Origin of the sequence: Marinobacter sp. DSM 26671 (assembly GCF_900112835.1) — a bacterium.
GTDB classification, from domain to species: domain Bacteria; phylum Pseudomonadota; class Gammaproteobacteria; order Pseudomonadales; family Oleiphilaceae; genus Marinobacter; species Marinobacter flavimaris.
On the sequence record NZ_FONF01000021.1, the window covers coordinates 33,411 to 46,150 of the forward strand.

At 58.1% G+C, this 12,740-nt stretch carries 13 protein-coding genes; 7 read left to right on the plus strand and 6 right to left on the minus strand.

What is annotated here, in order from left to right; translation table 11 throughout:
- Nucleotides 1–11 precede the first annotated feature (11 nt).
- Nucleotides 12–206 carry a hypothetical protein gene (locus BM035_RS18295; RefSeq protein ID WP_039882018.1) on the minus strand — a complete coding sequence of 65 codons (195 nt, stop codon included), beginning with the start codon at nt 204–206 and terminating at the stop codon, nt 12–14.
- Between the two features lie 148 nt (nt 207–354).
- Here BM035_RS18295 and BM035_RS18300 point away from each other — a divergent pair, with 148 nt between their 5' ends.
- Nucleotides 355–1,254 carry a LysR family transcriptional regulator gene (locus BM035_RS18300; RefSeq protein WP_014577912.1) on the plus strand — a complete coding sequence of 300 codons (900 nt, stop codon included), beginning with the start codon at nt 355–357 and terminating at the stop codon, nt 1,252–1,254.
- Between the two features lie 6 nt (nt 1,255–1,260).
- Here the strand turns inward: BM035_RS18300 and BM035_RS18305 are convergent, their stop codons facing one another.
- Nucleotides 1,261–1,968: a transglycosylase SLT domain-containing protein gene (locus BM035_RS18305; RefSeq protein ID WP_008173907.1), complete on the minus strand. Its 708-nt coding sequence runs from the start codon at nt 1,966–1,968 to the stop codon at nt 1,261–1,263.
- Between the two features lie 99 nt (nt 1,969–2,067).
- On the opposite strand from BM035_RS18305, the gene BM035_RS18310 reads away from it, so the two are divergent.
- Complete coding sequence (locus tag BM035_RS18310; protein ID WP_092033588.1) at nt 2,068–2,898, plus strand: DUF2059 domain-containing protein; 831 nt, start codon at nt 2,068–2,070, stop codon at nt 2,896–2,898.
- Nucleotides 2,899–3,015: 117 nt separating this feature from the next.
- Nucleotides 3,016–4,197, plus strand: coding sequence for a M24 family metallopeptidase (locus BM035_RS18315; RefSeq protein WP_092033590.1), 1,182 nt, complete (start codon nt 3,016–3,018; stop codon nt 4,195–4,197).
- Here BM035_RS18315 and BM035_RS18320 read toward each other — a convergent pair.
- Entirely contained in the window at nt 4,194–5,144 is a 951-nt protein-coding gene (locus tag BM035_RS18320) for a succinyl-CoA synthetase subunit beta (protein ID WP_092033593.1), read from the minus strand. The two genes, BM035_RS18315 and BM035_RS18320, sit on opposite strands and share 4 nt — an antisense overlap.
- Nucleotides 5,144–5,422, minus strand: a complete 279-nt coding sequence (locus BM035_RS18325) for a peptidylprolyl isomerase (protein WP_008173912.1) — start codon at nt 5,420–5,422, stop codon at nt 5,144–5,146. The genes BM035_RS18320 and BM035_RS18325 overlap by 1 nt, the downstream gene beginning before the upstream one ends.
- A 183-nt stretch (nt 5,423–5,605) precedes the next feature.
- On the opposite strand from BM035_RS18325, the gene BM035_RS18330 reads away from it, so the two are divergent.
- The 4 genes from BM035_RS18330 (at nt 5,606) to BM035_RS18345 (ending at nt 9,798) form a co-directional block, all read left to right on the plus strand.
- On the plus strand, nt 5,606–7,192 hold the full coding sequence (locus BM035_RS18330; RefSeq protein ID WP_092033596.1) for an ABC-F family ATPase: 1,587 nt from the start codon (nt 5,606–5,608) through the stop codon (nt 7,190–7,192).
- Nucleotides 7,193–7,384: 192 nt separating this feature from the next.
- Nucleotides 7,385–7,939, plus strand: coding sequence for a DUF1415 domain-containing protein (locus BM035_RS18335; protein WP_092033599.1), 555 nt, complete (start codon nt 7,385–7,387; stop codon nt 7,937–7,939).
- A gap of 209 nt (nt 7,940–8,148) precedes the next feature.
- Nucleotides 8,149–8,880, plus strand: a complete 732-nt coding sequence (locus tag BM035_RS18340; protein WP_092033602.1) for a spermidine synthase — start codon at nt 8,149–8,151, stop codon at nt 8,878–8,880.
- Between the two features lie 15 nt (nt 8,881–8,895).
- Nucleotides 8,896–9,798: an NAD-dependent protein deacetylase gene (locus BM035_RS18345; protein ID WP_092033605.1), complete on the plus strand. Its 903-nt coding sequence runs from the start codon at nt 8,896–8,898 to the stop codon at nt 9,796–9,798.
- Nucleotides 9,799–9,804: 6 nt separating this feature from the next.
- Here BM035_RS18345 and BM035_RS18350 read toward each other — a convergent pair whose 3' ends face one another.
- Both BM035_RS18350 and BM035_RS18355 read right to left on the minus strand, forming a co-directional pair.
- Nucleotides 9,805–11,217: a sodium-dependent transporter gene (locus BM035_RS18350; protein WP_092033608.1), complete on the minus strand. Its 1,413-nt coding sequence runs from the start codon at nt 11,215–11,217 to the stop codon at nt 9,805–9,807.
- A 90-nt stretch (nt 11,218–11,307) separates the two neighbouring features.
- On the minus strand, nt 11,308–12,405 hold the full coding sequence (locus BM035_RS18355; RefSeq protein WP_092033611.1) for a Glu/Leu/Phe/Val family dehydrogenase: 1,098 nt from the start codon (nt 12,403–12,405) through the stop codon (nt 11,308–11,310).
- Between the last annotated feature and the right edge of the window lie 335 nt (nt 12,406–12,740).

A 12,740-nucleotide genomic window follows, 5' to 3' on the forward strand; every position in this document is an offset into this window, starting at 1 on the left:
CGGCTGCCGTTTTAGTGGCCGCCCTGCATCTGGCTCATGTCCGGAGCAACGTTTGCTGCTTTCCGGTTGAAGCTCCGCATCTTGCGACTGAAAAACTGTACCGCCTGCTTTGCCGCAGCACGGGTATACTGGCGCCTGACCTCAGCACTGTTGTGGAGGATACTGGACGGCAGCGGGTTTACGGTTGCGATATGGTTCTGAGTCATAGCGCCTTCCTCCTTTTTAATGAGTGTATTGATTTTGGTAGGTAGGTTAGTTAGGGATCTACCTTTAATTTAAAAGCGATTATAAGGGTTCTTATTTGCAGTTTGAATACGTTAAAATCCGTACTCACGTTGCAAATATGCAGTAACTATGGATTGGGATTATCTTCGATATATACGGGCGCTGGCAATAGGCGGAACGCTAGCCAAGGCCGGCGAATTACTGGGTGTGCACCAAACCACAGTTTTACGGCGACTCGACCAGATGGAAGAGTCGATGGGTGTACAGTTTTTTGAACGCAGCCGGGATGGACTACAGCTCACCCCCGTGGGGGAGACCGCGTTCCGGGAGGCGGATCGGCTGGCCATCGAGATGGAAAATCTCGAGCGCAAACTGGTCGGGCAGGATTCGGCGCCGGTGGGTAAAGTCAGGCTGGCGGCTGAAGACGCAATGATGAGCGCGCTGCTTAGCCCGATCCTGGCCGAGCTGGTTCGGGAGTTCCCGGATATCGAGCTGGAGACGCTTACTGATAACGATGTGGCGAACCTCAGCCATCGGGAAGCGGATCTCACCTTGCGGCCCGAGAACAAGCCGCAGGCAACTCTGGAAGGCGAGCGAATCGCCTCCATCGAATCCGCCGTTTACGGGTCGGCCCGCTATTGCCGGCGGCATCGTGACATGGACGTGGAAAACCGTCCGGAAGGTTGCCTCTGGATCATACCGGATGAAACCTTCAGCCATCTGGCGACGGGCCGGTGGTACAGAAAACAGTTGAAGAACGTTACCTCTTTCATTCGCTGCAACAGCCTGCAATCCATGCACGCGCTGGCGAAAGCCGGTGCCGGCCTGGCGGTTTTGCCCTGCTACCTGGGGGAGAGCACTCGTGAACTCCGCCGCCTGTCGGACCCGCTGGAGGGTGAGAGCGTGGATCTCTGGCTGCACGTCAACCAGGATACCCAGCAAATGGCCCGGGTCCGTATCGTTATGGAGTATCTGGTGGAGCGCCTGCAGTCACTGGAGTCCCAGATGGAGATTTCTTCCGCTTTCTGACGAGCGTCAGCCGCAGAACGGCCAGAACTGGTACCAGCGCCAGCACTGGAATTCCTGCTCGCAGGTTTTCAGCTGATTGTCGTATCGGAAAGCCCGGGTCTGTACCCGGGCGGCCAGATCCATCACGTCCGGTTTCTCTTCGAAGCTTCTGCGGGCATATCCGCCCCGGCCTTCGTGGTAGGCAAGGTACAGCTTTCTGGGGGCCGAGAAGGGAATGCCAAGCTGCCGGTGGCTTAGCTGGTTGTACCAGCCCACGAAATCCAGCGCGTGTTCCATGTCGGTGCGAACGGTGAACCAGCCTTCGCCATTGGCCTGCAGGTATTCCCGCCACGCCGGGTCGAGGGCCTGGGCATAACCGTATGCGGTTGTGGGCCTGGTCCAGGGAATAAAGCCCCAGAGCAGTGTGCGTGGTGGACGCGCATGGCTGCGGAATGACGACTCGTAATAGACAAACGCTAACTGGGTGGCGATGGGTGTGCCCCAGCGTTGCCTGGAGTCGTTGGCGTAGTCATACCACACCGGGTGTTCCCGGAAGATTTCACAGATGTTCTCCGGGTTTGCCGGAGGATCCGGTGCCAACAGGCTGAAGCGGAGCGTTGCCCAGAGACCCATCAGCAGCCCCAGCATTGGAAGCCCATACCATCTTGCCCGGCTTTTCCAGGTTTCCAGAGCCAGTTGCCGACTTTTGGTCTTGCGGGTACGTTTCTTTCGCATTCCTACCAAACCGTCATCTCCAGGGCCGCGGGATTGCTTGCTGCCTGCCTCGAACCCATGGCATAAGGGAATCAATGATTCACTCGGGATGATAGGTAAATGACGCGATTTCCCATAATTAAACCTCTTTTAATCACAGCACTTCTTGTTAATGGTAATGCCCAGGCAGCGCCGGATGCCCGCCAGGTGCTGGAAGTATCGCCTGTTGACGATATCGTGGCCCGTTACCCGGCCATGATGAGCCAGGGAATCCGGGAAGGACTCAAACAGAATGGTCAGCTTCCTCCAATGATGGCCAGTACCATCGGGAACATCGTGAGCAGCGGTTTCAATTCCGTGGATATCGAGCAGCAGATCATTAAAGATCTGCAAGCCAAACTCACGGATTCGCAGCTCCAGGCAGTTCATGACTGGTACGAAACCCCTGTGGCCAGAAAGATTTCTTCGGCCGAGATTGCAGCTTCGGAACCCTCGGCCTGGCCGAAAATCCAGTCCAGTGCCATGGAATTGAACAGCCGGTACAAGGGCACGCGCAAAGCGGAAATGTTCGATCGGTTTGATCGGGCTGCGCGGGCCACAGAAAGCGCGGTGGATACAACGATCGCAGTGCAGCTCGGCCTGGCAACGGCAATGGCGGCGTTCAGCAGTGATTCGGCCAATTACGAGCAGCTGCGCCAACGCATTGAAAGCCAGCGCAGCATGCTCAGGGGCGTGGTGGGTCAGCAGGTTTACGACAGCTATCTGTATACCTACCAGAACATCGGTGGCCAGGAGATGGATCTCTACCTGGAGTTCCTGGAGAGCTCTGCCGGCTCGGCTTTCTCGAAAGTTGTAACCAACAGCATCCAGCAGGCGATTACCGAGCCGGTGGAAAGCATAGGCAAGCAGATGTCGCGGTTTCTCAGTCCGGAATCACCAGGCGGTCAGTGAATCCCCTCAGTTGCCGTTCTGAGCCAATGTGATGCTGGAATAATTCCTTGCTCGGGGTTTGTGCAAAGCCAGAATAGGGTCCAATCTCCCTAGTATATGCGAGTGAGGAGTGTCGTTATGGATTTCAATGCCTATCAGAAAGCCTTGTCCTCACAACTGAGGGGGCTGGAGTGTCCGTTTCCGGAGCAGGAGTTCGACGATCGTCTTGCTCGTGTCCGGGATGGGATGGCCCGGGAGGATTTTGGCGCCCTGCTGTTGACCGATCCTTCGGATATTTTTTACCTGACTGGCTATAGCACTTTTGAAGTATCCGTTCACGTGGCCCTGGTGGTTACCCAGGAGGACCTGCTCTTGCAGGTGCCGTCCATCGAAATGGGGCCTGCGATGATGACAACCCGGGTCGCCCGGGTCAGCGGATACCGGTGGGAAGGCATCGGCGAGGTATTGGAACCACTGGTTCAGGCCCTGAACGACGGAGTGGAGACCGTGGGTATTGATGCCTGGCATGGCTCTCTGCGCCAGGGCGTGCTGGAAGGCCTGCAAGCTCGGATGCCCGGAGTAAGATTTCTGAACAACGGCGGTCTGTTGAAGCAGATCCGGATCGTCAAGTCCGATGCCGAAATCCGGTGCCTGCGTGAAAGCGCCCGGATAACAGCCGAAGGTTTCAGGGCGGCCGTGGCCGCGGTCCAGCCGGGTGTTACTGATAATGACATTGCCGCCGAAGGCGCCAGGGCGCTGCTGGCAGCCGGCAGTGAATTCATGAGCATGCAGCCAATTGTTGTTACCGGTCGTCGCAGCAGCGTGATCCACTGCAATCACAAACGTACGGTGGTGCAGAAAGGCGACCCTGTTTTTCTGGAATTCGGCTCAGCCTGGAACCGCTACACCGCACCCATGATGCAGACCGTGGTTGCTGGTGGCGAGCCATCGGCTGAAATGCGTCGGGTCCATGACGGCTGCCGTCGGATTGTGGATACCCTGCTGACGTCGATCCGCCCGGGAGTCACTTTCGACCAGGCCGCCCAGAACGCCGAGAAGGCGCTTCAGCCATTGGCCGGAAAGGTGTTTTTCTCCGGGGTATTTGGCTACACGGTGGGCGCGCAGTTCCCGCCATCCTGGGTGGAGGGCTCGGGCTTCATCGCCAGAGGTGGCAATGTGGAATTTCGACCGGGCATGGTTTTCCACCTGCCCATCTGTTTGCGTATTCCCGGGCAATGGGGCATTGGGTGTAGCGAAACGATTCTGGTCACCGACGCTGGCGCCGAACCGATAACCGATAATCCCTGGACGCTCGGTTAGTCCAGTCTCAGATCCAACAGATAAACAGTGCGTGGCTCGGGCAGGCGAACCGCAAAAAGCCCCATTCTTCTGACTTGGGACATATCCATGGACCGGCCATCGGGAGCGTTTTCGATGTCGGCCAGTTTCCGGGTGAAGGTATTGGAACCAGGACCCAGTGTCAGGCGGGTGTTGTAGCGGTCGTTGTAGGCATGATCGCTGCGGTCATGGGCTACGTCATTGATTCGAAGCGTCAGCGTCAGGGGAGCGGTCGAGGGATTGAACAGGGTAATGCTCAGTGTTTCGTAATCACGCCAATCGGCCGGGAGATTGTTGAGTGAGACCCCCGAGTAGGTTTCAGTGCCCAGATCAAGTTTCAGGCTCTGCGCATTATTCAGCGAGTGGTCGGCAGAGACCGTGAGCCTGCCGGTCCAGAATGCGCCGGGATCCTGATGGGTGAAGTCGTATAGCAGAGGTAGTTGTTCGTATACCTGCCATTGCCGGGCAGCCACCATGCCGGTAGCTCCCAGCTCAAAACACAGTAGCAGCGCAACGGATGCGGCCACCAGGCCTTCGCCGAGAGAGTTTCGCCGCTCTGATGTAAGCAAGGGGCGCCATGCGATAACCAGCCAACTGCCAATCAGGTTGCGCAGGAGGTCCCGCCCATCCATGTCGCGATTGTGTCCGCCCTGGATCAACTCGATACCAATTCCGAGCACCAGCAAGACGACGGTAACCGCGAGCCAGAGACGCCAGCCACTTAGCCACTGCCAGGGTCTGACCGCCAGAGTGAGTAGTGCAAACAGAAGGATGTGGCCAAGGTTCCAGGCCGATTTGAGGAGTGGCCCCGAGGCCCAGTCAGGCCCGCCGACAAACAGGAAAGGCGCGATGAGCAGAGAAGCGGCACCGGCCAGCAGCGGTAGCCGCCGGCCGGTGGTTTGCAGTCCCGGTATGGAACCAGGAATCATCAGCTGCGGCTGGTCACTTCCAGCAGGTGATAACCAAACTGGGTCTTGACCGGACCGATAACGGTGTTCAGTTCACCGTTGAAAACCGCCTTGTCGAACTCGGGAACCATCTGGCCCGGGCCAAAGGAGCCAAGATCTCCGCCGTTGCGACCGGAGGGGCAGGAGGAGTGCTGCTTTGCCACTTCGGCAAAGTCCTGTCCGCCTTCAATCGCCTTTTTCAGTTCTTCGCATTTCGCTTCGCTGTCTACCAGAATGTGACGCGCTGTAGCCTGTGCCATGATCAATGTCCTTGTGTCGGATGAATGTATACATCAGAACCGGAATGCTGCCCGCAGAGCTCGTCAGAGGCAAGCCCTTTTTATCCGTGTTTCTGCGGCCTCACAGTCCACCGGGCAAACCTGTACAATGCCGGCTTTCTTTTCGCCGGCGCATGCCCGGCCCCACATCGACAGGTTTGTTTCTTGATCTCCACTGCCAATATCACCATGCAATTCGGGGCTAAACCCCTGTTTGAAAACGTCTCCGCCAAATTTGGTAACGGTAATCGCTATGGCCTGATCGGGGCCAATGGCTGTGGCAAGTCCACACTGATGAAAATCCTGGGTGGCGATCTCGAGCCCTCCGCCGGCCAGGTCATGCTGGAGCCCAATGTCCGTCTGGGTAAACTGCGCCAGGACCAGTTTGCCTATGAGGATTGCTCGGTGATCGATACCGTGATCATGGGCCATGAGGAACTCTGGAACGTCAAGAAAGAGCGTGATCGGATCTATTCCCTGCCCGAGATGAGCGAAGAAGACGGGATGGCGGTCGCGGACCTGGAAGTCCAGTTCGCTGAAATGGACGGCTATACCGCCGATGCCCGCGCCGGCGAGCTGTTGCTTGGCCTGGATATTCCGCTGGAGCAACACAACGGCCCAATGAGCGCGCTGGCACCGGGCTGGAAGCTGCGGGTGTTGCTGGCCCAGGCGCTGTTCTCCGATCCTGATGTGTTGCTGTTGGACGAGCCCACCAACCACCTGGACATCAACACCATCCGCTGGCTGGAAAACATACTGGTGGCGCGCAACAGCACCATGATTATCATTTCCCACGACCGCCACTTCCTGAACAGCGTGTGCACCCACATGGCGGATCTGGACTATGGCGAACTGCGCTTGTTCCCGGGCAACTACGACGAATACATGACCGCCGCGACCCAGGCCCGCGAGCGTATGCTGTCGGACAACGCCAAGAAAAAGGCGCAGATTGCCGAGCTGCAGCAGTTCGTCAGCCGCTTTTCGGCCAACGCCTCCAAGGCCAAGCAGGCCACCTCCCGTGCCCGCCATATCGACAAGATCCAGCTGGAAGAGGTGAAGCCCTCAAGCCGGGTGAGCCCGTTTATCCGTTTTGAACAGGGCAAGAAACTTCACCGCCAGGCGGTGACTCTCAAGAACATGACCAAGGGCTTTGATGATAAGCCCCTGTTCAAGAATCTGAACCTGCAGGTCGAAGCCGGCGAGCGAATCGCCATCATCGGTCCCAACGGCATCGGCAAAACCACGCTTCTGCAATGCATGTCAGGGGCCTACACGCCCGACAGTGGCGAGGTGAAGTGGACCGACAGCGCTGAAGTGGGGTATTTCGCCCAGGACCACACGGCGGACTTTGCCGAGGATGAAACCCTGACCGACTGGATGGCCCAGTGGACCAAGGGCGGCGAGCAGCTGGTGCGCGGTACTTTGGGCCGCATGCTGTTCTCCGGTGACGATATCGGGAAATCGGTGCGGGTGATTTCCGGTGGTGAGCAGGGGCGGATGCTGTTCGGCAAGCTGATTCTGCAGAAGCCCAATGTGATGCTGATGGATGAGCCTACGAACCACCTGGATATGGAGTCCATCGAGGCGCTGAACCTGGCGCTGGAGAACTATCCGGGTACACTGATTTTCGTCAGCCACGATCGGGAGTTTGTTTCTTCCCTTGCGACCCGGATTATTGAGCTTAAGGCTGATGGGGTGACTGACTTCAGTGGCAACTATGATGATTATCTTCGGAGTCAGGGATACGTCTGAGCCTCTGAGTTTTCTCTTGAACCCAAGATTTGGGGGCTGGGCAGCCGGGGAGGGCTGTCCAAAACACGCTCCTGGCGGCACATCCCTGTGACGCTTGGGCTCCGCCATCCATGGCTCCGCACAGTTTTGGACAGCCCTCCCCGGCTGCCCGACCAGACTTCTGTGCGGGCCTCGAAAAAAAGAGAATCCAGTATGGATGAAACAGGGATTATTGCTGCAACCCGAAAGTGGGTCGAGGACGTGGTCGTCGGCTACAACTTGTGCCCGTTTGCCAAACGGGAACTGGTCCGCAACCGGGTTCGGTTTGTGGTGTCGGAAGCCGAAACGGAAGACGAGCTGTTACAGGCCCTGCACTCGGAGCTTCAGAGGCTGGAAGACGAGCCGGAGATTGAAACCACACTCCTGATTCATCCGGCTGTATTGCAGGATTTCGGGCCCTACAATGAGTTTCTGGATGCGGCAGATGGTTTGTTGGCGTATCTGGAGATGGAAGGGGTGTACCAGATCGCCAGTTTCCACCCGGATTACCAGTTTGCGGGCACCGAGCCTGATGCGGCGGAGAACTACACCAATCGGTCGCCATTTCCCATGCTGCACCTTTTGCGGGAAGCCAGTCTGGAAGCGGCGATTGACAGTTATCCTGATGTCGATGCGATCCCCGAGCAAAACATTGGGTTGATGGAGAAGCTGGGTGCAGAGAAGATGCAGCGGATTTTAAAGTCGTGTCTTGAGGTGCCTAATCCATAGCGGACCGGGGAGTATGCGGTAGGAGCGGCTGGGAGGGCCCTTTCAAAACTGTGCGGAGCCAGGGATGGCGGAGCCCAAGCGTCACATGGATGTGCCGCAAGGAGCGTGTTTTGAAAGGGCCCTCCCAGCTGCTCCTGGCACGGACTTTAAGGCTGGTAGCGACGAACTCAGGGGTATCGTTTTCAGCTAAAACATAAGAGTTGGAATTAATGGGACTGCTTTTCGAGCAAATTGACAGCCAGCCTTCGGTGATTGGTGAGATCACTCTTCGCCGGCGGCGGATTCCGGCCATTGGCGACCGGGATATCTACGAGGTGAAGCTGGGCGAGGAATTCCTGATGTCCAGTATGTTCGTGGATGCCGAAGTGGCCCTCTCGGATATCGGGCTGGGGGAAACCGAGGGTGACGACCTCAGTGTGGTTGTCGGTGGTCTGGGCCTGGGTTACACCGCGGTGGCGGCGCTCAGGCATGAGCGGGTTGCCGAGTTGCTGGTGGTTGAATACCTGGAGCCGGTCATCGGCTGGCATCAGCAGGAGTTGGTGCCTCTGGGTAAAGACCTGAACGGCGATCCGCGAAACCGATACGTGCATGGCAGTTTCTTCGATCTTGCGGTTGCAGATCCTGAGGTTGGTGGTTTCGATCCGAAGAACCCCGGCAAGCCATTCGATGCCATTCTTCTGGATATCGACCATTCCCCCCGGGCGCTGCTGCACGATTCCAGTGCCAGCTTCTACACCGCCAACAACCTGCGGCTGATGGCGCGGCAACTGAAGCCCCGAGGGGTGTTTGCCATGTGGTCGAACGAGGGCGAAGATGACGAGTTCATGGCCGTTCTCAACGAGGTGTTCACCGATGTGGCCTGCCATGTCGTATCCTTCTTCAATCCATTTCAGAACAGGGAATCGTTCAACACCGTGTATGTGGCCCGTAAGCCGGGCTGAGAAACCGGAGCCTGTATGTCTTTAACCACGCACCGCAGCCGACCTTTCAGCTCCAGCCAGCGCCTGCCCGAGCCGGAGCAGCCGCCGGTGCTGCATGAACCGGGCGAGGCCGGGGCGTTGCTGGCGGAGTTTATCCATCGCCACCCTCGCTTGCTGATACTGACTGGTGCCGGGGTCAGTACGGATTCCGGTATTCCGGATTACCGGGATGGCGATGGTGCGTGGAAGCGCAAGCAGCCGGTTCAGCACAAGGCGTTCATGGAAGATGTTTACACCCGCCAACGCTACTGGGGTCGCAGCCTGATTGGCTGGCCGGTGATGCGTAATGCCAGGCCCAACCCTTCCCATCATTACATCTCTGACCTGGAACTGCTCAACCACAGCAGCCTGGTGGTTACCCAGAACGTGGATCGGTTGCACCAGAAGGCCGGCACCCGGGCGGTGACAGATCTGCACGGGCGGGCCGATGAGGTGGTGTGCATGAGTTGCGGTTACCGTTGCCCGCGGGATGAAGTGCACGATCGCTGCGCGGATCTGAATCCTGGGTTCCAGAAATATACCGCCGATACGGCACCGGATGGCGATGCCGATCTGGATGTGGATTTCGAGGATTTCCGGCTGGCGGACTGCCCGAAGTGCGAGGGGATTCTGAAGCCGGACGTGGTGTTTTTTGGTGATTTTGTTCCCAAAGACCGGGTGTATTCGGCCCTGGATACGCTCAAAGCCAGTGATGGCCTTCTGGTGATTGGTTCGTCGTTGATGGTGTATTCCGGCTTCCGTTTCTGCCGGTACGCCAACGAATGGAACAAGCCCATTGCCACCCTGAACTTGGGGCGGACTCGGGCTGAAGATCTGGTGGATCTGAAGTTGAACGCAAGGATCGGGGAGACCCTGAAGGCCTCCCTCGATCAGTTATAGCGGTGGTTACATCAGGTTGTAGATAAACACCACAGCCACGGCCACCGGAGTCACAAAGCGCACGGTGATCAGCCAAAGATTGAACATGCCCGGTGACAGGGCCAGTTCCTTCTCCATGGCCTCGCGCGACATCACCCAGCCTGCAAACAGGGCAACCAGCAAACCACCCAGCGGCAGCATGATGTTGGCGGTGAAGAAGTCCAGCAGATCGAAGATGGTCTTGCCTTCCAGCATGGGCACAAAGCCGAGGGGAGCGAAGTCAGCCCAGAGGTTCAGGGACAGAATCGAGGCGATACCCAGTCCCCAGCAGACAAAACCGGCGCCCAGTGTGCTGACGGTGCGGTTCATGCCTTTACGCTCTTCCAGCCATTCCACAATCGGCTCCAGAAGCGAAATCCCCGACGTCCAGGCGGCAAAGATCAGAAGTACAAAGAACAGGGTGCCGAACAGGGAACCCATGGGCATCTGACCGAAGGCCAGCGGCAGGGTCTGGAAGATCAGCCCCGGCCCCGCTCCCGGCTCAAGGCCGTTCGCGAACACAATCGGGAAGATGGCCAGGCCTGCGAGCAGCGCCACGCCGGTGTCGATGACCGATACGCTGATCGAGGTCTTGGCAATGGAAATGTTCTTAGGCAGGTAAGAGCCATAAGCCATCATGACCGCCATACCAAGGCTCAGGGTGAAGAACGCGTGCCCCAGGGCTACCAGTATTCCGGATGTTGTGAGCTTGGAGAAATCGGGCTGGAACAGGAATGCGGCGGCTTGCCCGAAGTGCCCGGTTGTCATTGCATAGCCGACCACGATCAGCAGCAGTACGAACAGGGCCGGCATGAGAATGCTGACAGCCCGCTCAAGCCCCGAGCGAACGCCTCGCACTACCACAACCATCACCATAGCCATGAACAGGGTATGCCAGGCCAGCAGTTTGGTGGGATCGCTTAGAAGGCCCGAGAATATCGCGCCTACGGCATCGGCAGACTGCCCGGCAAGCTGGCCGCTGGCGGTTGTGCCTACGTAGGAAATGGCCCAGCCGCCGATGACCGAGTAGAACGACAGAATCAGAAAACCCGCCAGAATGCCGATGGCACCGACCAGCTTCCAGGCCGGCTTGAGTCGGTCATGCTCGGCGATCAGGCTCAGACTCTTGACGGGGCTCCTGCCACCGCGACGACCGATCATGACTTCCGCCATCATGATAGGAATCCCGACGACCGCGATGCACAGCAGATACACCAGCACGAAGGCGCCGCCACCGTTCTCACCGGTGACATAAGGAAATTTCCAGATATTGCCCAGGCCCACGGCAGAGCCGGTAGCGGCAAGAATAAAGGCCAGACGTGATGACCAGAGCCCGCGTTGGGCGTTTGAACCTTCAAGCGCCCCGGAATAAGCGGCGGAATCTGAAGAAGTGACGGACATAACTATCTCCCGGAGTATTTGTTTTTGTATCAGGGTTTAAGAGGGAAGCCGCAGCTATCCGCAGCTTCCTGGGGGTGCGCCGGTGTCAGCTCAGCCGGTGCGGGCCAACCGCTCGGACGCCTGTCCGGCTCCGGCGATGTGCTTTTTGAACCGTTCCTCGGCAAGCTCGTTGGCAATCTCCCCGGTGGGGCGCCCCGAGCGGTCGGCACGGTTGAAGATTTCGGTCAGGGTATCGCCGATGGTATCGACGTGGGCGCGAACGGTTTCCGGTGTGGCGCCGGCGCGCTCGTAGAACACATCGATGATGCCACCTGCATTGATGGCAAAGTCCGGTGCATAGAGAACGCCCCGGTCCCGCAGCATGGCATCGTGCTCAGGGTGTTCAAGCAGATTGTTGGCGGCGCCGGCGACGATCCGGGCCTTCAGTTGGGGAATGCTGTCATCGTTCAGTACCGCCCCCATGGCACAGGGCGCTACCACGTCCACAGGCAGTGACAATATGTCCTCGGCAGCCGCTGGCTTGGCTCCCAGCTGATCCACGGCCCGCCGCATATTGTCTTCATGGATGTCATAGACCCAGAGATCAGCGCCGGCGTCCTTCAGGTGTCTGGCCAACAGGAAACCGACATTACCGATGCCCTGAATGGCTATCTTCAAACCGTTGAGGTCGTCCCGCCCAAGTTTGTGTTTTACCGCTGCTTTGAGGCCGATAAAGGTGCCGTAGGCTGTCGCCGGTGACGGGTCGCCGTTGCTTGGGTTGCCGTCGAAGCCGGTGCGCGAGGCAATTCCTGCAACGTGGCTGGTGTGTCGGCCCATGACCTTGAGGTCGGGTACGCTGGTGCCCGAGTCTTCCGCCGCAATGTACTGCCCGCCAAGACTTTCCAGATGGCGGCCCATGGCCTCCATCAGCGCTTTGGTTTTCTGTTTGCGCGGGTCGCCAATAATCACTGACTTGCCGCCACCCAGATCCAGGTTGGCGAGGGCCGATTTGTAGGTCATGCCCCGCGAAAGGCGCAAGACATCGCGAACCGCCTCTTCATCGGAGGCATAGGGAAACATTCGGCAGCCTCCCAATGCGGGGCCGCGGGAAGTGTTATGGATAGCAACGATGGCCTTCAGGCCGGTTTCGGGATCGCAGAAAAAGGACAGATATTCGTGGTTATCGAACTCGGGATGGCTGAATAGCATTGTGAAATCCTCTCCCGCCGGCCGGATCTCGGCATGAGCGGGTATCTTGTTCTTGTCTGCCGGCTTGTGGCCGGCGTTCCGATTTCAGGTGTCCGGTATATCCGCTGGGGGGTGGCCCACCGAAAGTGCCCTTTTGGGGCTGGACGAAAAACAAACTAGCGGCAATTGACGTTAACGTCAACATGCGAAAGTGAACTATTCAATGCAAGGCTCATCCCCGGATTCAGGCGCCTCCCCAGTAAACATTTGAGGCAATCATGAGGTTAAATGCCCTCATGCGTTGTGGGGATCTGGTCCATTAGTCGCAGATGTGCCCCTTTCTGCGGAAACTACCT

Bases quoted from the DNA above. Each gene is read 5' to 3' on its own strand.
- BM035_RS18325 (WP_008173912.1), bottom strand. From the start codon at position 5,422: ATGGCACAGGCTACAGCGCGTCACATTCTGGTAGACAGCGAAGCGAAA.
- BM035_RS18305 (WP_008173907.1), bottom strand. From the start codon at position 1,968: ATGCGAAAGAAACGTACCCGCAAGACCAAAAGTCGGCAACTGGCTCTG.
- BM035_RS18345 (WP_092033605.1), top strand. From the start codon at position 8,896: ATGTCTTTAACCACGCACCGCAGCCGACCTTTCAGCTCCAGCCAGCGC.
- BM035_RS18300 (WP_014577912.1), top strand. From the start codon at position 355: ATGGATTGGGATTATCTTCGATATATACGGGCGCTGGCAATAGGCGGA.
- BM035_RS18320 (WP_092033593.1), bottom strand. From the start codon at position 5,144: ATGATTCCTGGTTCCATACCGGGACTGCAAACCACCGGCCGGCGGCTA.
- BM035_RS18335 (WP_092033599.1), top strand. From the start codon at position 7,385: ATGGATGAAACAGGGATTATTGCTGCAACCCGAAAGTGGGTCGAGGAC.
- BM035_RS18310 (WP_092033588.1), top strand. From the start codon at position 2,068: ATGACGCGATTTCCCATAATTAAACCTCTTTTAATCACAGCACTTCTT.
- BM035_RS18315 (WP_092033590.1), top strand. From the start codon at position 3,016: ATGGATTTCAATGCCTATCAGAAAGCCTTGTCCTCACAACTGAGGGGG.
- BM035_RS18295 (WP_039882018.1), bottom strand. From the start codon at position 206: ATGACTCAGAACCATATCGCAACCGTAAACCCGCTGCCGTCCAGTATC.
- BM035_RS18350 (WP_092033608.1), bottom strand. From the start codon at position 11,217: ATGTCCGTCACTTCTTCAGATTCCGCCGCTTATTCCGGGGCGCTTGAA.
- BM035_RS18355 (WP_092033611.1), bottom strand. From the start codon at position 12,405: ATGCTATTCAGCCATCCCGAGTTCGATAACCACGAATATCTGTCCTTT.
- BM035_RS18340 (WP_092033602.1), top strand. From the start codon at position 8,149: ATGGGACTGCTTTTCGAGCAAATTGACAGCCAGCCTTCGGTGATTGGT.